Below are 24105 nucleotides of genomic sequence, written 5' to 3' on the forward strand. Positions count from 1 at the left end.
TAGCCCTCAGCGGGCCTTGAGGAAGCCTACGATCTCGGCCAGGGCGACGTTCTGGCTGTCGCTGTCAGTACGGCCCTTGTATTCGACCAGGCCTTCGTTGAGACCGCGCTCACCCACCACCAGGCGATGGGGGATGCCGATCAGCTCCATGTCGGCGAACTTCACGCCAGGGCTGGTCTTCTTGTCGCGGTCGTCCAGCAGCACATCGAAGCCGGCGGCCTTCAGCTCGCCGTAGAGGCGATCGGTCGCTTCCTTCACCGCGGCGTTCTCGTACTTCATCGGCACCAGGGCGATCTGGAAGGGCGCCAGGGCAGCCGGCCAGCGGATACCGCGCTCGTCATGGTTCTGCTCGATGGCGGCGGCGACCACGCGGGACACCCCGATGCCGTAGCAGCCCATGGTCAGGGTGGTGGGTTTGCCTTCCTCACCCAGCACCGACAGCTTCATCGCCTCGCTGTACTTGGTGCCCAGCTGGAAGATATGGCCCACTTCGATGCCGCGCTTGATCACCAGGGTGCCCTGGCCATCGGGGCTCGGATCACCGGCCACCACGTTGCGCAGATCGGCGACCTGGGGCAGCGGCAGATCACGCTCCCAGTTCACGCCGAAGTAGTGCTTGTCTTCCTGGTTGGCGCCGATGCCGAAATCGCTCATCAGGGCGACCGAGCGATCGACGATGCAGGGGATCGACAGATTCATCGGGCCCAGGGAACCGGGGCTGGCGCCGATGGCCGCGCGGATCTCCGGCTCGGTGGCGAACACCAGGGGGCTGGCGACTTCCGGCAGGTTGGCCGCCTTGATCTCGTTGAGTTCGTGATCGCCACGCACCACCAGCGCGACCAGGGTGCCTTCCTCGGCGCCACGCACGACCAGGGTCTTCACGGTCTTCTCGATGGCCAGGCCGAATTTCTCCACCAGATCGGCGATGGTCTTGGTGTCGGGGGTGTCGACCAGACGCAATTCCTCGGTGGCGGCGCCGCGCGCGGTCTCCCGCGGCAGGGCCTCGGCCTTCTCGATGTTGGCGGCGTATTCGGAAGTGTCGCTGAAGGCGATGTCGTCTTCACCGGAACCGGCCAGCACATGGAATTCGTGGGAGCCGCTGCCGCCGATGGAGCCGTTGTCGGCCTGCACCGGACGGAAATTCAGACCCAGGCGACTGAAGACGTTGCAGTACGCCTGGTACATGGCGTCGTAGGTTTCCTGCAGCGACGCCTGGTTCAGGTGGAAGGAATAGGCGTCCTTCATCACGAATTCGCGACCGCGCATCAGGCCGAAACGCGGGCGGATCTCGTCGCGGAACTTGGTCTGGATCTGGTACAGGTTGATCGGCAGCTGCTTGTAGCTGTTCAACTCGTTGCGCATCAGGTCGGTGATGACTTCCTCATGGGTCGGGCCCACGCAGAAATCGCGCTGATGACGGTCCTTCAGGCGCAGCAGCTCGGGGCCGTACTGTTCCCAGCGACCGGATTCCTGCCACAGCTCGGCAGGCTGGATCGCCGGCATCAGCACCTCCAGGGCGCCGGTGGCGTTCATTTCCTCACGCACCACGGCTTCCACCTTGCGCAGCACGCGCAGGCCCAGCGGCAGCCAGGTGTAGAGACCCGAGGCCAGCTTGCGGATCATGCCGGCACGCAGCAGCAGCTGGTGGCTGATCACCACGGCATCGGAAGGGGTTTCTTTGAGGGTGGACAGCAGGAACTGGCTGGTACGCATGGCTAGGCGGTCTGTCGGCATCGAGACGGGACCGGCATTGTACGGCGGGGTGGGGCAGGGCGTACAGGGACGCGGGTGGCGCCGACCGGAGGCCGGAAAAGAACAGCCCGGCGAATGCCGGGCTGCTGGATCGTGCGAGGTACGCTGTCCCTTACAGGATGCTCAGCGGGTACTCGGTGATCAGGCGGAACTCGTTGACGTTACCGCTGTTACCCGAGCCAGTGCTGACATCGCCACGGTGCCAGGTCTGGCGAATGCGGAAGGACAGGTCCTTGGCCGGACCACTCTGCAGAACGTACTTGGCTTCGAGGTTGGTCTCGTGCTCTTTGTCGCCATCTTGATAGCCAATGCCGGCATAGGCGGCGTTGCTGGTAGCTTCAATGCCGGTACCACGCACATAGCGGGTCATGAAGCTCAGGCCGGGTACACCCAGGGTGGCCATGTTCAGGTCGTAGCGAGCCTGCCAGGACTTCTCGCCCGGGGCGTTGAAGTCGGAGAACTGAATGGAGTTGGCCAGGAAGATGCTGTCGCCGCCGGAGCCCAGCGAACCTGCGCCTTTGCCGCCAGCGCCAACGTAATCGAACGGGGTATTGCCGTTGATTTTCTGGAAGCCGACGGTAAAGGTGTGAGCATCAATGCTATAGGCAGCGGCCAAGGAGAAGGCATTGTTGCTGATGTCGCCAGCCTTCGCGCTACCGGTATCCTTGGTGTAGTAATAGTTGGCGTCGAAAGTCAGGGACTGATTCGCAGCAAGCGGCTGAACATAGTTCAGGTTGGCATAGTACTGGTTCCAGACGTCTTCCAGGCGACCATAGTAAAGCGAGGTGCTGAGCTGATCGGAGATCTTGTACTTGCCGCCAACGTAGTCCCCAGAGCGGCTCGTAACCTTGGAGTTATCAATAAACGTTGCGTAAGCCGGGCCGATGTTGCCATCGTGATAGGTATTTATGTTATCGCGACCAGCTGTGAAATGACCTGCTTCCAAGAAGAGGTTCTCGATTTCCTCGCTGGTCAGCATGAAGCCGGTAGCGGTCTGGGGGAACAGACGGCTGCCACCCACGGCGAACACCGGCGAAGTGGGCTGCAGGTTGCCATACTTCAGTATGGTGTTGGAAATGCGTAGCTTCACAGAAGCGCCAGCAGTGGAGTACTCGTCGTTCGGGCTGCCATCGTTGCCGATCGGCAGGTTGCCAGTGCCGGCATAACCCTTGCCGCCATCGAGCTTGATGCCAAGGTAGCCGAAGGCATCCACGCCGACACCCACGGTGCCCTGAGTGAAGCCCGACGCGTAGTTCAGCAGGAAGCCATGGCTCCAGTCGCGACGGTCGTTCGAGCCGCCATCACGATCCCGGTTGAAGTAGTAGTTGCGGTTCAACAGGTTCAGCTTGCTGTCTTCGACAAAGCCCTTGGATTCGGACTGCTGGTCGGCGAAAGCCAGTTGAGTGGTCCCTGCGGCTACGGCCAGGGCGAGAATGCTCCACTTCATCGCTTGCATCAGAAATGCTCCTTTGGGTTGAAAGTCAGCCATCGTGTCAGCCGTGGCTGTTTGTTCTAATGGCGGCACATATAGCACCTCTCTCGGAGGGGCGATAGGTTTCATCAAAATTTTGCGTGTGATGAGCGGATTAACCGTGACTCTTAAGAAAGCTCTTTAAGAGTTCCCGTCCGATCGTCGTACCCAGATCGTGATAGCAAAAAGCGTGCACAAACGCTCAATCCCTGAGCCCGCCTGTCTATCGCTGGTCCGCGTTCCGGGCAATGGGCAGTTTCGGAAGGGTTGGTTGCACCTTTGTGACACCAAAGGTTTCACTTGCCCAAAGCTGTGCACACTTTTAGTGCCAACAGGTGTTGGCAGGAGATGAGATGTTCCAAATAGACCCACGGCTGGCCGGAGATACCCTGGAAGTGGCGTCCTTGACGCTCTGCCAGGTATTGCTGCTGAACGACAGGCGCTATGACTGGCTGGTGCTGGTACCCCGGCGCGAAAGTGTTACCGAGATCCTCGACCTGTCACCCCAGGACCAGGCACAACTGTGGCGAGAGGTGACACTTGTTGCCCAGGTGTTGCGCCACGCGCAGCCGGATCAAAAATTGAACATCGGTGCTCTGGGCAACGTCGTCAGGCAATTGCACCTGCACGTCCTGCTGCGGCAGGAGGGCGATCCGGCCTGGCCCGGCCCGGTATGGGGGCACTCGCCACGCGAGCCCCATACCGCGGAAGCCGGCCATGCCGCTGCGGAACGCTGGCGGGTGCTGCTCGAAGAGGAGACACAGGCATGACCCTTGAAGACCGTATCGCCGACCTGGAAATGCGCCAGGCCTTCCAGGACGACACCATTCAGACCCTCAACGACATCATCGTCGAGCAGCAGCGGGCGCTGGATCGCTGCGCGGCCCAGATTCGCGTCCTGGCCGAGCGCCAGGCCGAGCTGCAGAGTTCGGGTGGCGGTGGTCTGCCGGACGAGGCGCCGCCACCGCACTATTGAGATCCGTTCCGCAGCTGAATCTTGTTGTCGCCCTGACGTACGTGCATAGCTGTCTTTGTTGGCTACTCTAGCCGCACTGCATCTTTGCACTTTTTTGGTGCAGTCCGGCCTCGTCCCCTGTGGAACTCGCTCCGGGAGAGGCCTGTCCTCTGCGGAGCGAAGCCCACAGCACCTTCAGGACGGAGTACGGTTATGGCGTTTTTCACCGCTGCCAGCCAAGCGGATTTCCAACAACAACTCAAGAATGCCCTCGCGGCCCATGTCGAAGGGAATACCCTCGAACAGCTGGAGCGCTTCACCGCCCAGTTCTTCGGCATCGTCCCGCTGGAAGAACTCACTCAGCGTCGGCTCTCCGATCTGGTCGGCTGCGTGCTGTCGGCCTGGCGTCTGCTGGATGTCTTCGATCCCTCCGAGCCGCGGGTCCAGGTCTTTAATCCGGATTACGAACGACACGGCTGGCAATCGAGCCACACCGTGGTCGAGGTGCTGCACGCCGATTCGCCGTTCTTGGTCGACTCGGTGCGCATGGAGCTCAATCGCCAGGGCTACAGTGTCCATACCCTGCAGAACAGCGTCCTCAGCGTGCGCCGGGATGCCCAGGGTCGTCTGCTCGAGTTGCTGCCCAAGGGCCAGCAGGGCGAAGGGGTGACCCGCGAAGCCCTGATGTTCCTCGAGATCGACCGCTGTGCCGCAACCAGCGAGTTGCGCACCCTGGAGGCGGCGCTGCAGGAGATCCTCGGTGAGGTGCGCCTGACCGTCGGCGACTATGCCGCCATGAAGGCCAAGGTCGCCGACCTGCTGAGCTGGCTGGATCGGCGTCCGGCCGGCGTGGAGGAGGGCGAGCTGGCCGAGGTCAAGGCCTTCCTCGACTGGCTGCGCGACGACAGATTCACCTTCCTCGGCTACGAGGAATTCACCGTCGAAGGCGACGGCGAGACCGCGGTGCAACGCTATGTGCCCGACTCCCTGCTCGGCCTGTCGCGGCGCCTGCGCGGTCGCCCCGAGACCGCCGAGATCACCCTGTCCGGTGAGCCGCTGCGCTATCTGCGAGAACCGGTGCTGCTGTCCTTCGCCAAGGCGGCCGACCCGAGCCGGGTGCATCGCCCGGCCTATCCCGATTTCGTTTCCCTGCGCGAAGTGGACGCCACTGGCCGGGTGGTGCGCGAGCACCGCTTCATGGGTCTCTACACCTCCAGCGTCTACAACGACAGCGTGCGCGAGATTCCCTATATCCGCCGCAAGGTCGACGAGGTGCGTCGCCGCGCCGATTTCGACAGCAGCGCCCACCTGGGCAAGGAACTGGCCCAGGTCCTCGAAGGGTTGCCGCGGGACGATCTGTTCCAGACTCCGGTGGACGACCTGTTCAGCACCGCCATGGCCATCGTGCAGATCCAGGAGCGCAGCAAGGTGCGCGTCTTCCTGCGCCGCGATCCCTATGGCCAGTTCTTCTATTGCCTGGCCTATGTGCCGCGCGACATCTATTCCACCGAAGTGCGCCAGCGCATGCAGCAGATCCTCATGGATCGCCTGCATGGCACCGACTGCGAATTCTGGACCTTCTTCTCCGAATCCGTGCTGGCGCGGGTGCAGTTCATCCTGCGCGTCGATCCCCTGCAGCCGCAGGATGTCGATCCGGCGCGCCTGGAACAGGAAATGGTGCAGGCCTGCCGCAGCTGGAAGGACGACTTCGCCAGCCTGATGGTGGACAGCTTCGGCGAAGCCCAGGGCACCTCCATCCTCGCCGACTATCCGCTGGGCTTCCCGGCCGGCTATCGCGAGCGCTTCGCGCCGCACCTGGCCGTGGTAGACATGCGCCACCTGCTGGCGCTCAGCGACGAGCGCCGTCTGGCCATGGGCTTCTATCAGCCGCTGACCCAGACCGGCGACAACATCCTGCACTGCAAGCTCTATCACGCCGATACGCCCCTGGCGCTGTCGGACGTCCTGCCGATCCTGGAAAACCTCGGGCTGCGCGTGCTCGGCGAATTCCCCTACGAGCTGCGCCATCGCAATGGCCGCCGCTACTGGATCCATGACTTCGCCTTCACCACCGTGGCCGGCCTGGAGCTGGATCTGCAGCAACTCAACGACACCTTCCAGGACGCCTTCGTCCAGGTGGTGGATGGGCAGGCGGAAAATGACAGCTTCAACCGCCTGGTGCTGACCGCCGGGCTGCCCTGGCGGGACGTCGCGGTGCTGCGCGCCTATGCGCGCTACCTCAAGCAGATCCGCATCGGCTTCGACATCGGCTACATCGCCGCTACCCTCAACGCCCACGTCGACATCGCCCGGGAACTGGTGCGGCTGTTCCGCATGAAGTTCTACCTGGCGCGGCGCATGACCAGCGAAGACCTGGACGACAAGCAGCAGCGCCTGGAGCAGGCCATCCTCAGTGCCCTCGACGATGTCGCGGTGCTCAACGAGGACCGCATCCTGCGGCGCTACCTGGACCTGATCAAGGCGACCCTGAGAACCAACGTCTTCCAGACCGACGCCGCTGGCAAGCCCAAGGCCTATTTCAGCTTCAAGCTCGATCCCAAGGCCATTCCCGAGCTGCCGCGCCCCGTGCCACGCTACGAGATCTTCGTCTACAGCCCGCGCGTGGAAGGGGTGCACCTGAGATTCGGTAACGTCGCCCGCGGCGGCCTGCGCTGGTCGGATCGCGAGGAAGACTACCGCACCGAGGTGCTGGGCCTGGTCAAGGCGCAGCAGGTCAAGAACTCGGTGATCGTCCCCGTGGGCGCCAAGGGTGGCTTCGTGCCACGGCGTCTGCCCACCGGCGGCTCCCGCGACGACATCCAGGCCGAGGCCATCGCCTGCTACCGCATCTTCATCAGCGGTCTGCTGGACATCACCGACAACCTGAAAGACGGTGAAGTGGTCCCGCCGGCTGCCGTGGTGCGCTACGACGGCGACGACCCCTATCTGGTGGTGGCCGCCGACAAGGGCACCGCGACCTTCTCCGACATCGCCAACGGCATTGCCCAGGACTATGGCTTCTGGCTCGACGACGCCTTCGCCTCCGGTGGTTCGGCGGGTTACGACCATAAGAAGATGGGCATCACCTCGCGGGGCGCCTGGGTCAGCGTGCAGCGCCACTTCCGGGAGCGCGGCATCGACGTCCAGACCGATCCGGTCACCGTGGTGGGCATCGGCGACATGGCCGGCGACGTCTTCGGCAACGGCCTGCTGCGTTCGCGCAGCCTGGAGCTGGTGGCGGCCTTCAACCACCTGCACATCTTCATCGATCCCAATCCGGACGCCGAGCGCAGCTATGTCGAGCGCGAACGGCTGTTCAACCTGCCGCGGTCGAGCTGGACCGACTATGACGCCAGCCTGATCTCCCAGGGTGGTGGCATCTTCCCGCGCAGTGCCAAGCGCATCGCCATCAGTCCCGAGATGAAGGCGCGCTTCGATCTCCAGGCCGATCACCTGACGCCCAACGAGCTGATCAACGCCCTGCTCAAGGCACCGGTGGATCTGATCTGGAACGGCGGCATCGGCACCTACGTCAAGGCCAGCTTCGAAAGCCACGCCGACATCGGCGACAAGGCCAACGACGCGCTGCGCGTGGACGGCTGCGACCTGCGCGCCAAGGTCATTGGCGAGGGTGGCAACCTGGGCATGAGTCAGCTGGCGCGGGTGGAATTCGGTCTGCACGGCGGCGCCTGCAACACCGACTTCATCGACAACGCCGGCGGCGTGGATTGCTCCGACCACGAGGTCAACATCAAGATCCTCCTGGGCGACGTGGTCTCCGCCGGCGACATGACCGTCAAGCAGCGCAACACGCTGATGGGCGAGATGACCGACGAGGTCGGCGAACTGGTGGTCGCCAACAACTACATGCAGACCGGTGCCCTGTCGCTGGCGGAATACCGGGCGCGGACGCACCTGGCCGAATACCAGCGGCTGATCGTCGACCTCGAAGGGCGTGGCAAGCTGGATCGCACCCTCGAATTCCTGCCCAGCGACGAGGTGCTCGCCGAGCGCGCCGCCAAGGAGCAGGGACTGACCCGGGCCGAGCTGTCGGTGCTGATCTCCTACAGCAAGATCGACCTCAAGGAGCAATTGCTGGCCTCTTCGGTGCCGGACGACGAATACCTCGCCCGGGACATGCAGGGCGCCTTCCCGCAGCGCCTGACCGAGCAGTTCCCCGAGGCCATGGCGCGCCATCGCCTGAAACGCGAGATCGTCGCCAACCAGATCGCCAACGACCTGATCAACCACATGGGCATCACCTTCGTGCAGCGCCTGTGCGAATCCACCGGCATGAGCGCGGCCGATGTCGCCCGCGCCTATGTGGTGATGCGCGACGTCCTGCACCTGCCGCACTGGTGGCGTCAGGTGGAAGCCCTGGATCATCAGGTGCCGGCGGAGTTGCAGCTGCGCCTGATGAGCGAGTTGATGCGACTGGGCCGGCGGGCGACCCGCTGGTTCCTGCGCAGCCATCGCAGCGGCCTGGATGCCGGCGCCGTGGCGGCCTTCTTCGGGCCGCGCATCGCCGCCCTGGGGGTGCGTCTGGACGAACTGCTGCAGGGCGAGCCGCGCCAGGACTGGGAAGAGCGCTTCCGCGCCTATACCGAGGCGGGCGTACCCGAGCTGCTGGCGCGGGTCGTCGCCGGGACCAACCACATCTATACCCTGCTGCCGGTGATCCAGGCGGCGGAGGTCACCGCCCAGGATCCGCTGGAAGTGGCGGCCACCTGGTTCGCCGCGGGCGATGTGCTGGACCTGGCCTGGTACCAGCAGCAGCTCAACCAGCTGCCGGTGGCCAATGCCTGGCAGGCCCTGGCGCGCGAAGCCTTCCGCGACGAGGTGGATGTGCAGCAGCGCACCATCACCATCGCCATGCTCAACCTGAGCGAGGCGCCGAGCGATCCGGAAGCGCGGCTCTCGCTGTGGCTGGAGCGCCATCGCGCAGCCGTGGAGCGCTGGCGGGGTCTGCTGGTGGATCTGCGCAATGCCAGCGGTCAGGACTATGCGATGTACAGCGTCGCCAGTCGTGAACTGGCGGATCTGGCCAGCAGCAGCGCCTGAGGCAGGCGCTGCCCACGAATGGCGTTCGTGGGCAGCGTCGTCTCTCAGGGCATGAAAAAAGGCGGCGTACCCTCGGGTACGCCGCTTTTTTTCATCGTTCTGATTCGATCAGGGCTGGGGCTGCGTCGAGGATGCCTTGAGGGCGCTCAGCCCCTGCAGCAGGGCCTGGTGAAAGCGCTCCGGCGCCTGCATCTGGGGCGCGTGGCCCAGGTCCTCGAATTCCACCAGGGTCGCCCGGGGGATGCGTCGCGCCGCCGCCTTGCCCAGTTCGGGATAGTGACCCAGCTGCGCCTTGATGGCGGCCGGCGCGGCGTCCTTGCCGATGGCGGTGGTATCTCGCTGGCCGATCATGAGCAGGGTGGGCATGCGCAGTCGGGCGAATTCGTAGACCACCGGTTGGCTGTAGATCATGTCGTAGATCAGGGCCGAGTTCCAGGCGACCCTTTCCTTGCCGGGGCCGTTGTTGAGACCGGCGAGCATCGTCACCCAGCGTTCGTAGGCCGGGGACCACTGGCCGGCGTAGTAGGTGCTGCGCTCGTAGTCGCGGATGCCGTCGGCGGAGGTCTTCAGTTCCCGGGCGTACCACTGGTCGACGCTGCGATAGGGTACGCCCAGGGCCTTCCAGTCCTCGAGGCCAATGGGGTTGACCAGCACCAGCTGTTCGGTGGCCTCCGGATAGAGCAGAGCGTAGCGGGTCGCGAGCATGCCGCCGGTCGAATGGCCGATCAGGGTCGCCCGGGCGATGCCCAGGTGGTCGAGCAGCGCCCGGGTATTGGCGGCCAGTTGCTGGAAGCTGTACTGGTAGTGGGCTGGCTTGCTGGATTTGCAGAAACCGATCTGGTCCGGGGCCACGATCCGATAGCCGGCAGCGCTCAGCACCTGGATGCTCTGCGCCCAGGTGCCGGCGCAGAAGTTCTTGCCGTGCAACAGCACCAGGGTCCGGCCGTTCGGTTTTCCGCTCGGCGCGACGTCGAGATAGGCCATTTCCAACGGTTGGCGCTGGGAGTCGAAGCTGAAGGTCTTGACCGAATAGTCGTAGTCGAAGCCTTCGAGACGTTCACCGTAGAGGGGCTCGGCCTGACTGAGCGGACTCAGTAGCAGGGCGGCCAGGGGGAGGGCGCGGCGCAAGGACATGGGCAGGATCCTGGGGCTAAACCAGCTCCGACCGAAGGCCGACGGAGAAGATTCCAACCCGCGGCGAGAGAGTGTCGCCGCGCATGTCGCTGTTCAGGCTGCGCGCCGTTTCGCTTCGCCTCCTGCCCAGGGTCTGATAGTCTGAATGACCTTTGTTTCCGTTTCGGCGCACCGCTTTCCCTGCGCTTCTTTCCGATCACATGAGGTTCCCGGTTTGGCGCTCGAGTCACCCTCCAAGACGCAGCCCGACGCTCTGGCCGATTGCGCCAACGAGCCGATCCATATTCCCGGCAGTATCCAGGAACATGGCTTCCTGTTCGCCGTGGAAGAGCCGGATTTGCGCATCGTCCAGGCCAGTGCCAACGTCCGCGAGTACCTCGGGGTCGCCGTGGAGGAGGTGCTGGGTCGCACCCTCGGCGAATTGCTGCCGGAACGGGATCTGCCGGCCATGCTCGGTGCGCTGACCCAGGAAGAGCAGAACCCCATCTATCAGGGTGATGTGACCCTGGGGCCGCGGCAGCAGACCTTCGCGCTGTTCATGCACCGCTTCGGCGGGGTGCTGATCGTCGAATTCGAGGCGCCGGTGGACAGCCGCCTTGGCCTCAATACCCTCTATCCCATGGTGCGGGTATTCATCGAACAGCTGCACCAGGCCGAAACCGTCGACGCCATCGCCAAGCTCGCGGTGCGCGAAGCCAAGCGTATTTCCGGTTTCGACCACACCATGATCTATCGCTTCGACGAGGACGGTCATGGGCAGGTGCTGGCCGAGGAGTGCGATCCCGGCGTACCCAGCTATCTGGGCCTGAGATTTCCCGCTTCGGACATTCCGGCCCAGGCGCGTCGCCTGTACCTGGCCAACCGCATCCGGGTGATCGGCAACGCCTACTACCAGCCCTCGCCGTTGCAGCCGCAGACCAATCCGCTGACCGGGCAGCCGCTTGACCTCAGCTTCGCGCAGCTGCGCAGCGTGTCGCCGGTGCACCTGCAGTACATGAGGAACATGGGCACCCTGGCGTCCATGTCCATCTCCATCGTGGTCGGTGATCGCCTCTGGGGCCTGGTGCTCTGCCACGACCGTCAACCCCAGCGGGTGTCCTTCCAGACGCGTACCGCCTGCGAGCTGTTCGGCCGGGTGCTGTCGCTGCAGATCGATGCCGCCGAGACCCATGCGGAATCCGATCGCCGGCTGGCGCTGCGCCAATCCATGGTGCAGATGCTCTCGACCATGGCCGACCGCGACAGCGTCTGCCAGGGACTATTGGAGCTGCCGCAGGTCTTCCTGGATTTCGCCCGGGCGCAGGGCGCCGCCATCATCTCCTCCGACGGGACCGAGCTGATCGGCCAGGTACCGCCGCGCGAGGTGGTGGACAGCCTGGTCGAGTGGCTGTCGGTCAACGTCAAGGACCACTTCGTCACCGACAACCTGGCCAAGGATATCGCCGAGCTCCCCCAGCTGGCCCAGCATGCGGCCGGGGTGCTCGCCGTCCCCATTTCCGAATTGCATTCCCACTACCTGATCTGGTTCCGCAGCGAACTGGTGCAGGTGGTCAACTGGGCCGGCCGGCCGACCAAGCAGGAAGGCAGCGACGGGCGTCTGTCGCCCCGACAGAGCTTCGTGCTCTGGCAGGAGACGGTACGGGGGCTGTCGCTACCCTGGTCGCCGCTGGAGCTGGAAAGCGCCATCGAATTGCGCAACGCGGTGCGCGGGATCGTCCTGCGCAAGGCCGAGGAGATGGCCGAGCTGGCCGAGGAGCTGCAGCGCAGCAACAAGGAACTGGCGGCCTTTTCCTACAGCGTGTCCCACGACCTGCGGGCGCCGCTGCGCCACATCGCCGGCTATGCCGAGCTGCTGGGCGACATCGAGGGTGGCAAGCTGTCGGACCGGGGGCGGCGTTTCCTGGAGAACATCGGTTCGTCGGCGCGCTTCGCCGGCAGCCTGGTGGACAACCTGCTGAGCTTCTCGCAGATGGGGCGGGCCGCGATCCGCTATTCCGACGTCAATCTCACCGCCCTGGTGGAAGCCATCCGCGAAGAGATGGCGCCGGACTATGCCGAGCGGCAGGTGGAGTGGCACATCGGCCCCCTGCCTGTCGTCATCGCCGATGCCGCCTTCGTCCATCTCGCCTTGCGCAATCTGCTGGCCAATGCCATCAAATACAGTCGCTACGAAGAGCCGGCGGTGATCGAGATCGGCACCTTGCCGAGCGATTCCGAGGACATCATCTTTGTCCGGGACAACGGCGTCGGTTTCAACATGGATTACGTAGGCAAGCTGTTCGGCGTCTTCCAGCGCCTGCACCATGCCGATGAGTTCGAAGGGGTCGGCATCGGTCTGGCCAGTGTCAGACGCATCATCGAGCGCCATGACGGTCGCGTCTGGGCCGAAGGTGCCATCGGCGAGGGCGCGACCTTCTATTTCGCCCTTCCCAAACAACGACCGTCGCCGGTACACAAAAGGTAGTTCTATTCATGCTCAAACCCATTGTGCTGGTCGAAGACAATCCGCACGATCTGGAGCTTACCCTGGTGGCTCTGGAGCGCAGCCAGTTGGCCAACGATGTCGTGGTCCTGCGTGACGGCGCCGAAGCGGTCGATTACCTGTTGCGCCGCGAGCCCTATGCCGATCGCGAGCCGGGCAATCCCGCCGTGATGCTGCTGGATCTCAAGCTGCCCAAGGTCGATGGCCTCGAGGTGCTGGACCTGGTGCGTGGTACCCCGGAGCTGTGCAGCATCCCCGTGGTCATGCTGACGTCGTCGCGGGAGGAGCCCGATCTGGAAAAGGCCTACGAACTGGGCGTGAACGCCTACGTGGTCAAGCCGGTCGAATTCCGTGATTTCGTTGCCGCGATCAGTGACCTCGGCGTGTTCTGGGCCGTACTCAACGAGCCGCCGCCAGGATCGCGCCGTGTCGCCAGGCGCATTGGCCGTTAGCGAGTGAAGATAAGTGCATCCGTATCCAGTCATCCGCGACCGGCAGATATGCGCGACCCGGCTCCCCTGAGCGAACAGATCCAAGGCCGACGTCCGTTTATGCCCCTCTCGAAACAGATCAAGATCCTCCTGGTAGAGGACAGCAAGCTCGACGCCGAGCTGATCCTGATCGAGCTGGAAAGGCACGGCTTCGAGCTGCAATCCAAGATCGTCTACGAGCGTACCGGTCTCACCCTGGCCCTGAGCCAGCAGACCTACGACATCATCCTTTCCGACATCATCCTGCCGGGCTTCTCCGGTGCCGAGGCCCTGCGCGTGGCGCGGGCGCTGGCACCGGAAACGCCCTTCATCTTCGTCTCGGGCATCTTTGGTGAGGTGCACGCCGTGGAGATGATGCGCCTGGGTGCCAACGACTATGTGCTCAAGCAGAGCATGGAGCTCCTGGCCAAGGCCGTCGAGCGGGCATTGCTGGTGGTGCACGAGCGCCGCGAGCGGCGCCGCGCCGAAGAAGCCCTGCACAGCCTGGAGGTCAGGTCCCGCCTGGCGATGGACGCCTCCCGCCTGGGCATGTGGGAGTATTTGCCGGCCAGTCGTACCCTGGTCTGGGATGAGCGCTGCAAGGCCATGTTCGGGCTGCCGGCCGATGCGGTGGTCGATCTCGAGGTCTTCGAACGGCTGTGCGGCAGCGATGGCCTCGAGCGCTTTCTGCATACGGTCCGCCAGGCGAGCGCCGATGAGCGCGACGACGACTACCGCAGCGAATACCGCATTCGTCTGGACAATGGCGCCCAGCGCTGGGTCGAGACCCGCGGCCAGCCCTTCTTCGACGCCGGCGTCTGCACCCGCTTTCTGGGCGTGATGCTCGACATCACCCAGCAGCGCGATGCCGCGGAAAAGCTCGAGCGGCTCAACGTCAGTCTCGGCGAGCGCGTCGAAGAACGTACCCGGGAGCGCGATCGGACCTGGGACCTCACCCGCGATCTGCTGCTGGTGTGCAAGCCCGATGGCACCCTGGTGGCGCTCAACCCGGCCTGGGAAGAAAACCTGGGCTGGTCGCGGGTGGAGTTGCTGGACTCCTCGCTGCTGGCGCTGGTGCATCCCGACGAGCGCTTCATCACCGACAACGAACTCAAGCAGTTGGCCACCGGCGCGACCAGCCAGCGCTTCGTCAACCGCATCCGCCATCGTGACGGCAGCTATCGCTGGATTTCCTGGACGGCGGTACCGGATGCCGGCATGACCTATTGCTCCGGGCGCGACATCTCCTCGGAAGTCCTGGCGATGGAAGAGCTGGCTGCAGCGAACCGCCAGCTGCGCGAGCAGATCGACGAGCGCGAGCGGGTCGAGGCGACCCTGCAGCAGATGCAGCGACTGGAAGCCGTGGGTCAGCTCACGGCGGGCGTGGCCCATGACTTCAACAACCTGCTCACCGTGGTGCTCAGCAGCGCCAGCTTCCTTGAGCGCGACCTGACGCGCCTGGCGGCCAGCGACAAGACCCAGGGGCGGGTGCAGAACATCCGCGAAGCGGGCGAGCGGGGCGCCAAGCTCACCGCCCAGCTGCTGGCTTTTTCCCGTCGCCAGCGACTGGCGCCCAAGCCGGTCAAGCTCAACGAAACCGTCGAGGGCATGCTGGAGCTGCTGCGCAGTACCATGGGCGGCAGTGTCTGGATCGAGACCCACCTGCGCGCCGATTGCTGGCACGCCCTGGTCGATCCGACCCAGATCGAACTCATCATCCTCAACCTGGCGATCAATGCCCGGGATGCCATGGCGGTCGGCGGCACCCTGCGCCTGAGCACCTCCAATCAGACCATCAGCGAGCCGCCGCAGCGTCCCGAGGAACCCGAACCGGGCGAATACGTGCTGCTGGCGGTGCAGGATTCCGGTACCGGGATGAGCGAAGAGGTGCTGGCCAAGGCCTTTGAACCCTTCTTCACCACCAAGGAGGTGGGCAAGGGCTCCGGTCTGGGCCTGGCCCAGGTGTTCGGCTTCGCCAAGCAGTCCGGTGGCGGGGTCCGCATCGAGACGCAGATGGGCAGTGGCACCACGGTGCTGGTCTATCTGCCGCGTACCGAGGCGGAGGATGCCCAGGATCCGATCGGGCTACCGGCCCTGGGTCGCGACGAGCAGGCCGCCGAGCGCCGCATCCTGCTTGTCGACGACGACCACGCGGTACGCAACGTGACCGCTGCCCTGCTGGCCGATCTCGGCTATCAGGTGGTGGAGGCCAGCAATGGCTTCGCCGCCCTGAGTGCGCTGGAGCGCGATCCGCAGATCGATCTGCTGCTGGCGGATTTCGCCATGCCCGGCATGAACGGTGCCGAGCTGGCCCGCCAGGTGCGCAAGCGGCTGCCGCAGTTGCCGGTGGTCTTCATCACCGGCTATGCCGAACTGGGCGAACTCGATCCCGAACAATCCTTCATCGTTCCCAAGCCCTTTCGCGAGGCCGACCTGGCAGCCCGGCTGCAGGCCGCCCTGCGCGGCGAGAAGCCCCAGCCTTCGCCGCTCTGAAGGCCGGCGCCAACTTGAGGTATTTGCGTGTCCTCCATCCGTGAAATGTTGCGCGCCGAGGGCGGTGCCCTGCACGAGCAGGTCGATGCGACCTTTGGCCGCTATGCGCTGCAGACCCGGCTGCATTACACCGCCTTTCTGCAGGCCCATGCCCAGGCCCTGATCGGTCTGGAAGACCTGCTGGAGCGCTCCGGCATCCAGCGCCTGCTGCCCGACTGGGCGGAGCGTCGCCGCACCGGGGTGCTGGCAGAGGATCTGCAGCGCCTGGCCGCCGAGCAGCCCGAACCCGTCGTCCTCGAGCGCCTGCTCGACGAAGGCGAGTGCTGGGGGGTGGCCTATGTCCTCGAAGGGTCTCGGCTGGGGTCGCGAATGCTGGATCGCCATGCCGGCGAGAGTCCCGACGAGGCGGTGCGCGACGCCCGGGCCTATCTGGGTCACGTGCCGCCCAAGGGCGCCTGGCCAGGCTTTCTGCAGCGTCTGGATGAGGCGGGCAGCGATGCGCGCCTGCATCCGGCGATGCTGGCCGGCCAGCGGCTGGCCTTCGAGGTCTTTCTGGCGGCAGGGCAGCGACATGCGCCGGCGGTAGCCGCCCCCTGAGCGGTTTCTAGAGCGCCTGCAGGTAGCCGATCACCTCGGCAGCGCCCAGGCGTTCGAGAATCTCACTGAGGACCCGGGTGCTCGCCACCTCGCTGGGCAGCAGCAACCACTCCAGATCCTGGCCCGGCGTGGGCAGTGGCAGGCGCGCATAGTCGAGCTTCAGGCCCAGCAGCACCTGGATGAAGTCGGGGTGGTTCCAGACCGCATTGGGCAGGGCATAGACTGCGAAAGCCTCCTGCAGGCGGTCGATGGCCGCCGGATCCAGGCGCAGGCACTGGATCTGCGCCGGCACCTCCACGGCGATCCCGCGGATGCGGGCGTAGGCGATGATGCTGGCGAAGGCGAGGGTGGTGGCCGTATCGTTTTCCAGGAACAGTCGGGTACCTCGCCAGCTGGCCTGGCGCAGACGCAGGGGCTGTTCCGCAGACACATTCGGCAAGGTGCGATAGAGCGCCGCCTGGAAATCCCGATAGCCGATGATCCGCACCTGCTCGCGCGCTGCGGGCAGGGCGGCCAGTTCCTCCAGCTGTATCGCCGTATCGAGCGTGCTGTCGCCGAGGCGCTGGCAGAGGCCATCGATGGCACGCAGGTCGAGGGCGGCGGCCTGCAGCGTATCGGCGACCACCAACTGACTGAGCAGGGCATGGGCGTGGCCCTTGATCTCCTGGGTCGGTCCGGACAGGGCGGCGCGGGGCAAGCCGAGCAACAGGTGCAGCGGATGGCCTTCATCCCACCAAAGGCTGTCGGTAGGCGCGGGCAAGGGGACGAAGGCGTCGGCCAGGCGTTCCAGGCAACGCTGGATCCGGCGGCTGGCCAGGGAGGGATGCAGATGCAAGGCCAGCGAAGACCAGGGGCTGCCCAGGAGGTTGGCACTGTTGCTCATGAGGTCTCCGGGGCGGATAGGAACTGCACGACCGAGTCTAGCGTGGCAAAGACCGCGCTATCGTCAAATGATTCCCGAAAGGTAGGATCTTTTGTGCGAGTGACCGTTCGCCTCCGGAGCGAGCGACGTATGGCCGGTGGCAAGCCTGTATAATGCGCGCTTTCCGAATCGCCTGTGAGTCCGCCATGTACGACGCGCTCCGTCCTCTGCTCTTCAAAATGTCTCCCGAAGGATCGCACGATCTGGCGCTGGACCTGATCGGTGCCGCGGGTCGTCTGGGCCTGACCGGGCTCGGCCGGCGGCCGGGTCGGCTACCGGTCCAGGTCATGGGCCTGGAGTTTCCCAATCCGGTGGGCCTGGCCGCCGGACTCGACAAGAACGGCGCCGCTATCGACGGCTTCGCCGGCCTGGGTTTCGGCTTCATCGAGATCGGTACCGTGACGCCGCGGCCGCAGCCGGGCAATCCCAAGCCGCGGCTGTTCCGCCTGGAGCAGGCCGACGCCATCATCAACCGCATGGGTTTCAACAATGCGGGCGTGGATGCGCTGATCGAGCGGGTCAAGGCCGCACGCTTCCGGGGCGTACTGGGGATCAACATCGGCAAGAATGCCACTACTCCGGTGGAGCGGGCGGTGGACGACTACCTGATCGGTCTGGACCGGGTCTATGCCCATGCCAGCTACATCACGGTGAACGTCAGCTCGCCCAATACGCCCGGCCTGCGCAGCCTGCAATTCGGCGATGCGCTCAAGAGCCTGCTGGAAGCCCTGCGCCAGCGCCAGGAAGACCTGGCGGTCCAGCATGGCCGCCGCGTGCCTATCGCCATCAAGATCGCCCCGGACCTGGCCGATGAAGAGATCGTGCTGACCGCCCAGGCGATCCGCGATGCCGGGATGGACGCCATCATCGCCACCAACACCACCCTGGGTCGCGAAGGGGTGGAGAATCTGCCCTATGCCGCCGAGGCCGGTGGTCTGTCGGGCGCCCCGGTACGCGAGAAGAGCACCCATGTGGTGCGGGTGCTGGCTGGTGAGCTGGGTGGTCGGCTGCCGATCATCGCGGCGGGCGGGATCCTGTCGGGCGAGGATGCGGCGGAGAAGATCGCGGCGGGTGCCAGTCTGGTGCAGCTCTACAGCGGCTTCATCTATCGCGGACCGGCCTTGATCCGCGAAGCCGTGGATGCCATTGCAGCAGCGCGCCCCTGAGGGGGAGGGGGCTCGCTGGGAGCCCCCGTGGGACCGGGTCCCTGATCCTGGGAGAGGATCTGACTGGAAAACAACCAGAACGCTATGGGAAGCCCTGGGCTTCCGCTAGTGAAATCGAATTAGCCTACGGCTTGAAGTTGATTCATGCGTTGAAGACCGGCGGTGCCTACGTAGCCGTCCCATTGGTCGCTACGGCCCTCACGCCAGCCATTGAGCCAGGCCTGCCGGACGGCGTCCTGGGTGAAGGGGCAGAGGTCCCGCGATTTGCCCACGATGCCGTGCTGATAACCACGCTGGAAAGCTCGTTCCATTGGATCACGCTTGAGTCTTCTCATAGGGTAGTGCCCTCGTAGGTTGACTTGCAGATTGTCCATGGCCCGTTGCAGGCCTGGATGCCAGAGCCGGCGTCCTGACATCCGCCCCGCACCTTCGCGCTGCGGGTGGTCAATTACTAACCAATGGCGCTCTGGCTGGGAACGACCTTTTAGCTATAAGCCGTAATCAAATCGAAATGAAATGGCGATAAACCGCCGCTGGAATGCCGTCACTGCGGCTTGTTGAGACGCAGTCAAACTTTCACGCAAGGGGCTGTCCTCATCGGTCAATCCGACCAAAGGCAGAAAGTTCCTTGCGCTAACCTATGGATTCAACGATGTCCGCGATGCAACAACTCATCCTCACCTGTCCCAAGGGACTCGAGACCCTGCTGCTGGAAGAGGCCCAGGGCCTCGGTCTGCAGGAAGCCCGCAGCCAGACCGCGGCGGTGCGCGGCGAGGCCAGTCTCGCGGATGCCTACCGCCTGTGCCTCTGGTCGCGCCTGGCCAACCGGGTGCTACTGGTGCTGGCGCGCTTCCCGGTAGAAGACCCCCAGGGGCTGTACCTGGGCGTGCACGGGGTGGAATGGGAAGAACACCTGGCGCCCACCGGCACCCTGGCGGTGGGCTTCAGCGGCCAGGGCGCGGGCATCGACAACACCCATTTCGGTGCCCTCAAGGTCAAGGACGCCATCGTCGACCGCCTGCGCGAGCGCACCGGGCAGCGGCCCACGGTGGACAAGGTTGCTCCGGATCTGCGCGTCCACCTGCACCTGGAGCGCGGCCAGGCCATCCTCTCGCTGGATCTCTCCGGTCAGAGCCTGCACCAGCGTGGCTATCGCCTGCAGCAGGGCGCGGCGCCGCTCAAGGAAAACCTGGCGGCCGCGGTACTGATCCGTGCCGGCTGGCCGGCCCTGGCCGCGGCCGGTGGCGCCCTGGCCGACCCCATGTGCGGGGTGGGCACCTTCCTGGTCGAAGCCGGCTTGATGGCGGCGGACATCGCCCCCAACCTGCGCCGCGAGCGCTGGGGCTTTTCCGGCTGGCTGGGCCATGTGCCCGCCCTCTGGCAGCAACTGCACCAGGAGGCTGAAGCGCGAGCCACTGCGGGCCTGGCCAGGACGCCGGTCTGGATCCGCGGCTACGAAGCCGATCCGCGGCTGATCCAGCCGGCGCGCAACAACATCGAGCGGGCCGGGCTGTCCGAGTGGATCAAGGTCTACCAGGGCGAGGTCGCCAGCTTCGAGCCGCGTCCGGACAAGGGCCAGACCGGCCTAGTGATCTGCAACCCGCCCTATGGCGAGCGCCTGGGTGACGAAGCCAGCCTGCTGTACCTCTACCAGAATCTCGGCGAGCGCCTGCGCCAGGCCTGCCTGGGCTGGCGCGCAGGGGTCTTTACCGGCGCGCCCGAGCTGGGCAAGCGCATGGGCATCCGCAGTCACAAGCAATACGCCTTCTGGAATGGCGCCTTGCCCTGCAAGCTGCTGATGTTCGAGGTGGAGACCCGCCAGTTCGTCACCGGCAGTCGCAGTGGCGAACGCCCGGCCAATGCCCAGGCGGCGGAGCCGGCCAAGCTCAGCGAAGGCGGGCAGATGTTCGCCAATCGGCTGCAGAAGAATCTCAAGCAGCTCGGCAAGTGGGCCCGCAGCCAGGGCGTGCAGTGCTATCGCCTGTATGACGCCGACATGCCCGAGTACGCGGTGGCGGTGGATCTCTATGGCGATCGCGTGCACGTGCAGGAATACGCACCGCCGCGCTCCATCGACCCGGACAAGGCCCAGGCGCGCCTGCTCGACGCCCTGGCCGCCATTCCCCAGGCGTTGAACATCGATCCGTCACTGGTGGTGGTCAAGCGCCGCGAACGGCAAAGCGGCACCAAGCAGTACGAACGCCAGGCCGCCCAGGGTGAATTCCTGCAGGTGGAAGAAGCGGGCGCCAAGCTGCTGGTTAACCTCACCGACTACCTGGATACCGGGCTGTTCCTCGATCACCGTCCGCTGCGTCTGCGGCTGCGCCAGGAAGCCCAGGGCAAGCGTTTCCTCAATCTGTTCTGCTACACCGGCGCCGCCACGGTGCAGGCGGCAGTGGGCGGTGCACGCAGCACCACCAGCGTCGACCTCTCGCGCACCTACCTGGACTGGGCCCGGCGCAACCTGGCGCTCAACGGCTTTTCCGAGCGGCACCGCCTGGAACAGGGCGATGTCCTGCACTGGCTGGAAAACGATCGCGGCGAATACGATCTGATCTTCGTCGACCCGCCGACCTTCTCCAACTCCAAGCGCCTGGAAGGGGTGTTCGACGTCCAGCGCGATCATGTCGCCCTGCTCGATTCGGCCATGGCCCACCTGAGTCGCAACGGCGTGCTGTATTTCTCCAACAACTTCCGCAAGTTCGAACTGGATGCGAGTCTCGCCGAGCGCTATCGCGTCGAAGAGATCAGCGCCAGCACCCTGGATCCGGATTTCGCGCGCAATCCCAAGATCCACCGCGCCTGGCGGTTCAGCCTGCAATGAGGTCAGCCGCCTGAACTGCCGCTGAACGGGTCGGGCATCGAGCCGTTCAGCCTGTGAACCGGCGCAATCCAGCCTTTTCCCACGAACGCCCCAGCAGCCCATGCCGTCCACAATGGCGGCGCTACGCTGGGTCGTGCCTGGCGGGACGAGGAGGGAAAGGTTCTACGATGCTGGTTTCACTGCAGGCTCTCAGGGCCCTGGCCGCCTGGCTGGTGGTCTTTCATCACTTCATGCAGGTGTTCTTCGATTTCCACGCCGACAGCCTTGGTGGCCATCTGCTCTCCACCCGGGGACAGGTCGGGGTCGACATCTTCTTCGTGCTCAGCGGCTTCGTGATCCACCTGTCCACCGCGGGCCGACCGCTCAGGCGCAGTACCTTCCTCTGGCATCGCATCGCCCGCATCGTCCCGGCCTATTGGCTGTACACCGCGGTGACGGCGCTGATCCTCTATCTCGCCAGCGACGTGATGCCCATCTATGGCGTCGCCGCGCGCGAATTGCTGCTCTCGCTGTTCTTCATTCCCAGCGAGAATCCGGCGGGCTTCGGCCACTATCCGATCCTGCCGGTGGGCTGGACGCTCAACTTCGAGATGCTGTTCTACCTGCTGTTCGCCCTGTCCTTCGGTGTGGCCGAGCGCTGGCGCATCGGGATGGTCAGCCTGCTGGTGATCCTGGTCAGCCTGGTGCTGGCCCGCGAGTCCTTTGTCAGCAGCTTCTATCGCAATCCGATCATCTTCGAATTCCTGCTGGGCGTGAGCCTGGCGGCGCTCTATCGCCGTGGCGCCCTGCGCGGACCCAAACCCCTGGCCCTGGTGGCGGCCCTGGCGGCACTGACCTGCCTGGTGGCTTTTCCCGCCGATCATCCCTGGCGCCTGCTGACCTGGGGCGTGCCCAGTGCGGTACTGGTCGGCGCCTGCGTGATCCTCGAACCCTGGTTCGCCGGCTCGCGGCTGTGCAAGGCGCTGGGGGACTGGTCCTATTCGGTCTATCTGGTGCACGTGATCGTGCTCTGGCTAGGCGACTACTGGCTGCACCAGCAGTGGGGATTCAGTCCCTACCAGACCCTGGCGGTCTGCCTGCCGGTGATCCTGCTGCTGGCCTGGGCCAGCTACGAGTGGATCGAGCGCCGCCTGTCGCGCACCCTGCGCCAGCTGGGCGAGCGCCTAGCCGGACGGCGCCCGCAGTGGGTGGCCGGTCAGTAGGCCGCGCGTTCCGCCGCGCTGAGTTCGGGCATCAGCGCCCGACCTTCCGCCGAGGAACGCTGCGCCGCTTCCAGCAGGGCCATGAGGGCGCAAGCCTGGGCTGGGCTGACGGGATTGTCGGCGCGACCGGCGAGGGCTTCGACCAAGGCGAGGTAGTAGCGACGGTGATCGCCCGCCGGCGTCGGCAGGGCCTGGCGCTCGCCGCTGGCGTCGATCAGCCAGCCCGGATCCGGATCCTGGCCCCAGTCGGCACCACCGGGGCGCACGCCGGCCTTGAGCGCGTCCTCCTGACGATCCGCGCCTTGCTTGATCCAGCTGGCCGCGGTGCCCTGCGCCAGAAAGCGCGGCACGCCACCGGCGGCCAGCATCCCGGCTCTCAGGGTCACCTGGCGAGCGCCGTAGTCCAGCTGCACCTGGAACCAGTCGTCGGTGAGGGCGCCGGGTCGTTGCCGCACCAGCTGCGCCTGCAGGCGCTCGGGCAGGCCGAACAGGCAGAGCGCCTGATCCAGCAGATGGGGACCGAGATCGAACCAGAGGCCACTGCCGGGCAGCGCGGCTTCGCGCCAGCGCGTCCGCACCTCGGGACGAAAGCGCTCGATACGGGATTCCAGGCTGGTCAATTCACCCAGGGCGCCGCTGGCCAGGACTGCCTGCAAGCCGAGAAAATCGCTGTCCCAGCGACGATTCTGGAACACCGACAGCAACCGGCCGGCCTGTTCGGCTTCCGCGGCCAGTTGCCGGGCTTCGGCCAGGGTCACGGTAAAAGGCTTGTCGACCACCACGTGCTTGCCAGCGGCCAGGGCGGCGCTGGCGAGAGGCGCATGGGTCTGGTTGGGTGAGGCGATCACCACCAGGTCGATGGCCGGATCCCTCACGGCCGCCAGGTAATCCGCGGTGACGCGCACCCCGGGCAGATCGGCCTGCACACGTGCGGCATCCCGTGAGGCCACCAAATCCAGGGAGAGCCCAGGGATGGAGCTCAGCAGGGGGCCATGAAAAGTCTGACCGACGAAGCCGTAACCGATCAGGGCGACGCGAAAGGGGAAGGGCATGGGGCTTCCTTGTGCCGGGGTGGAAAACAGCGAGGCCGCTCAGGGAGCGGCCTCGGTTGAACGCTAGCGTCTAACGGCGCATCACTTCAACTGGTGATCGTGAGCGAGTTGCTCCCGTTCGAGGAATTCGTCCTGCCGCAGCGAGTCCTGGAATTCTTCGGAATCTTCCAGGGCCAGGGGGTCGTTGAGTTCACCGCCCGACAGCCGCTTCTTTTCCAGCTTGCCGGAGAGGTTGCTGATGGCCCGGTGCAGCTTGTCGGCTGCGCCATCCACCGCCTGTTCCAGGGATTCGGCCTTGTGCGTCACCGAAAGCGGCTGATGGCCCTTGATGCGGGCCTCCATCTGGCACCGCTTGTCCTGGGCGCCCGATTTGCCAGCGTTCTCGTCGTTGAGGTGCACCTCGACGCGAGTCAGGAGTTCGTCGAAGCGATCCAGGCGGTCTTCCACCACGGACGCCACCCAATTCTGCAAACCGGCGCTGCCTTCGATGTTGTGGTCACTGTTGACTTGGACTTGCATGCGGC

17 protein-coding genes are annotated in these 24105 nt (G+C 65.1%); 10 read left to right on the forward strand and 7 right to left on the reverse strand.

Going from position 1 to position 24105, the window contains the following annotated elements; all coding sequences use genetic code 11:
- Positions 1–6: 6 nt before the first annotated feature.
- Positions 7–1713 carry a proline--tRNA ligase gene (locus QKY98_RS13670; protein ID WP_074584449.1) on the reverse strand — a complete coding sequence of 569 codons (1707 nt, stop codon included), beginning with the start codon at positions 1711–1713 and terminating at the stop codon, positions 7–9.
- A 151-nt stretch (positions 1714–1864) separates the two neighbouring features.
- A complete protein-coding gene (locus QKY98_RS13675) occupies positions 1865–3208 on the reverse strand; it encodes an OprD family porin (RefSeq protein ID WP_150338320.1) in 1344 nt (447 codons plus the stop codon).
- Between the two features lie 368 nt (positions 3209–3576).
- On the opposite strand from QKY98_RS13675, the gene QKY98_RS13680 reads away from it, so the two are divergent.
- The 3 genes from QKY98_RS13680 (at position 3577) to QKY98_RS13690 (ending at position 9239) form a co-directional block, all read left to right on the forward strand.
- The gene (locus tag QKY98_RS13680) at positions 3577–3993 is read left to right on the forward strand and encodes an HIT domain-containing protein (RefSeq protein WP_284671067.1); all 417 of its coding nucleotides are present in this window, start codon (positions 3577–3579) and stop codon (positions 3991–3993) included.
- Positions 3990–4199 carry a SlyX family protein gene (locus QKY98_RS13685; RefSeq protein ID WP_007159300.1) on the forward strand — a complete coding sequence of 70 codons (210 nt, stop codon included), beginning with the start codon at positions 3990–3992 and terminating at the stop codon, positions 4197–4199. Before QKY98_RS13680 ends, QKY98_RS13685 begins: the two co-directional genes overlap by 4 nt.
- Before the next feature lie 192 nt (positions 4200–4391).
- The gene (locus QKY98_RS13690) at positions 4392–9239 is read left to right on the forward strand and encodes an NAD-glutamate dehydrogenase (RefSeq protein ID WP_027596984.1); all 4848 of its coding nucleotides are present in this window, start codon (positions 4392–4394) and stop codon (positions 9237–9239) included.
- 108 nt (positions 9240–9347) lie between these two features.
- Here the strand turns inward: QKY98_RS13690 and QKY98_RS13695 are convergent, their stop codons facing one another.
- Complete coding sequence (locus QKY98_RS13695) at positions 9348–10373, reverse strand: alpha/beta fold hydrolase (protein WP_284671068.1); 1026 nt, start codon at positions 10371–10373, stop codon at positions 9348–9350.
- Positions 10374–10587: 214 nt separating this feature from the next.
- Between QKY98_RS13695 and QKY98_RS13700 the strand changes: the two genes are divergently transcribed.
- The 4 genes from QKY98_RS13700 to QKY98_RS13715 all read left to right on the forward strand — a co-directional run bounded on the left by QKY98_RS13700 (position 10588) and on the right by QKY98_RS13715 (position 16415).
- Positions 10588–12837: an ATP-binding protein gene (locus QKY98_RS13700; protein ID WP_007159297.1), complete on the forward strand. Its 2250-nt coding sequence runs from the start codon at positions 10588–10590 to the stop codon at positions 12835–12837.
- An 8-nt stretch (positions 12838–12845) separates the two neighbouring features.
- Positions 12846–13307, forward strand: a complete 462-nt coding sequence (locus tag QKY98_RS13705; RefSeq protein WP_007159296.1) for a response regulator — start codon at positions 12846–12848, stop codon at positions 13305–13307.
- Positions 13308–13406: 99 nt separating this feature from the next.
- Complete coding sequence (locus QKY98_RS13710) at positions 13407–15818, forward strand: PAS domain-containing hybrid sensor histidine kinase/response regulator (RefSeq protein WP_027602659.1); 2412 nt, start codon at positions 13407–13409, stop codon at positions 15816–15818.
- A 27-nt stretch (positions 15819–15845) separates the two neighbouring features.
- Entirely contained in the window at positions 15846–16415 is a 570-nt protein-coding gene (locus tag QKY98_RS13715) for a biliverdin-producing heme oxygenase (protein ID WP_169854106.1), read from the forward strand.
- Positions 16416–16422: 7 nt separating this feature from the next.
- Here the strand turns inward: QKY98_RS13715 and QKY98_RS13720 are convergent, their stop codons facing one another.
- Positions 16423–17298, reverse strand: a complete 876-nt coding sequence (locus QKY98_RS13720) for a DUF6685 family protein (RefSeq protein WP_284671069.1) — start codon at positions 17296–17298, stop codon at positions 16423–16425.
- A gap of 185 nt (positions 17299–17483) precedes the next feature.
- Here QKY98_RS13720 and QKY98_RS13725 point away from each other — a divergent pair, with 185 nt between their 5' ends.
- Positions 17484–18503 carry a quinone-dependent dihydroorotate dehydrogenase gene (locus QKY98_RS13725; protein WP_284671070.1) on the forward strand — a complete coding sequence of 340 codons (1020 nt, stop codon included), beginning with the start codon at positions 17484–17486 and terminating at the stop codon, positions 18501–18503.
- 119 nt (positions 18504–18622) lie between these two features.
- Here QKY98_RS13725 and rmf read toward each other — a convergent pair whose 3' ends face one another.
- Positions 18623–18838 (reverse strand): ribosome modulation factor, encoded by a 216-nt coding sequence (gene rmf, locus QKY98_RS13730; RefSeq protein WP_007159291.1) that lies wholly within the window; start codon positions 18836–18838, stop codon positions 18623–18625.
- A 317-nt stretch (positions 18839–19155) separates the two neighbouring features.
- Between rmf and rlmKL the strand changes: the two genes are divergently transcribed.
- Both rlmKL and QKY98_RS13740 read left to right on the forward strand, forming a co-directional pair.
- Entirely contained in the window at positions 19156–21327 is a 2172-nt protein-coding gene (rlmKL, locus tag QKY98_RS13735; protein ID WP_077172154.1) for a bifunctional 23S rRNA (guanine(2069)-N(7))-methyltransferase RlmK/23S rRNA (guanine(2445)-N(2))-methyltransferase RlmL, read from the forward strand.
- 167 nt (positions 21328–21494) lie between these two features.
- Positions 21495–22529 carry an acyltransferase family protein gene (locus tag QKY98_RS13740; RefSeq protein ID WP_284671071.1) on the forward strand — a complete coding sequence of 345 codons (1035 nt, stop codon included), beginning with the start codon at positions 21495–21497 and terminating at the stop codon, positions 22527–22529.
- Here the strand turns inward: QKY98_RS13740 and QKY98_RS13745 are convergent.
- Together QKY98_RS13745 and QKY98_RS13750 are read right to left on the reverse strand one after the other, a co-directional pair.
- The gene (locus tag QKY98_RS13745; RefSeq protein WP_284671072.1) at positions 22523–23581 is read right to left on the reverse strand and encodes an oxidoreductase; all 1059 of its coding nucleotides are present in this window, start codon (positions 23579–23581) and stop codon (positions 22523–22525) included. The genes QKY98_RS13740 and QKY98_RS13745 overlap by 7 nt on opposite strands.
- A gap of 81 nt (positions 23582–23662) precedes the next feature.
- The gene (locus QKY98_RS13750; protein ID WP_007159287.1) at positions 23663–24100 is read right to left on the reverse strand and encodes an HPF/RaiA family ribosome-associated protein; all 438 of its coding nucleotides are present in this window, start codon (positions 24098–24100) and stop codon (positions 23663–23665) included.
- Between the last annotated feature and the right edge of the window lie 5 nt (positions 24101–24105).

The sequence above is a fragment of the Pseudomonas sp. HR1 genome (genome assembly GCF_030175875.1).
Lineage (GTDB): Bacteria > Pseudomonadota > Gammaproteobacteria > Pseudomonadales > Pseudomonadaceae > Chryseomonas > Chryseomonas oryzihabitans.

Bases quoted from the DNA above. Each gene is read 5' to 3' on its own strand.
- QKY98_RS13670 (WP_074584449.1), bottom strand. From the start codon at position 1,713: ATGCGTACCAGCCAGTTCCTGCTGTCCACCCTCAAAGAAACCCCTTCC.
- QKY98_RS13675 (WP_150338320.1), bottom strand. From the start codon at position 3,208: ATGCAAGCGATGAAGTGGAGCATTCTCGCCCTGGCCGTAGCCGCAGGG.
- QKY98_RS13680 (WP_284671067.1), top strand. From the start codon at position 3,577: ATGTTCCAAATAGACCCACGGCTGGCCGGAGATACCCTGGAAGTGGCG.
- QKY98_RS13685 (WP_007159300.1), top strand. From the start codon at position 3,990: ATGACCCTTGAAGACCGTATCGCCGACCTGGAAATGCGCCAGGCCTTC.
- QKY98_RS13690 (WP_027596984.1), top strand. From the start codon at position 4,392: ATGGCGTTTTTCACCGCTGCCAGCCAAGCGGATTTCCAACAACAACTC.
- QKY98_RS13695 (WP_284671068.1), bottom strand. From the start codon at position 10,373: ATGTCCTTGCGCCGCGCCCTCCCCCTGGCCGCCCTGCTACTGAGTCCG.
- QKY98_RS13705 (WP_007159296.1), top strand. From the start codon at position 12,846: ATGCTCAAACCCATTGTGCTGGTCGAAGACAATCCGCACGATCTGGAG.
- QKY98_RS13710 (WP_027602659.1), top strand. From the start codon at position 13,407: ATGCCCCTCTCGAAACAGATCAAGATCCTCCTGGTAGAGGACAGCAAG.
- QKY98_RS13720 (WP_284671069.1), bottom strand. From the start codon at position 17,298: ATGAGCAACAGTGCCAACCTCCTGGGCAGCCCCTGGTCTTCGCTGGCC.
- QKY98_RS13725 (WP_284671070.1), top strand. From the start codon at position 17,484: ATGTACGACGCGCTCCGTCCTCTGCTCTTCAAAATGTCTCCCGAAGGA.
- rmf (WP_007159291.1), bottom strand. From the start codon at position 18,838: ATGAGAAGACTCAAGCGTGATCCAATGGAACGAGCTTTCCAGCGTGGT.
- rlmKL (WP_077172154.1), top strand. From the start codon at position 19,156: ATGTCCGCGATGCAACAACTCATCCTCACCTGTCCCAAGGGACTCGAG.
- QKY98_RS13740 (WP_284671071.1), top strand. From the start codon at position 21,495: ATGCTGGTTTCACTGCAGGCTCTCAGGGCCCTGGCCGCCTGGCTGGTG.
- QKY98_RS13745 (WP_284671072.1), bottom strand. From the start codon at position 23,581: ATGCCCTTCCCCTTTCGCGTCGCCCTGATCGGTTACGGCTTCGTCGGT.
- QKY98_RS13750 (WP_007159287.1), bottom strand. From the start codon at position 24,100: ATGCAAGTCCAAGTCAACAGTGACCACAACATCGAAGGCAGCGCCGGT.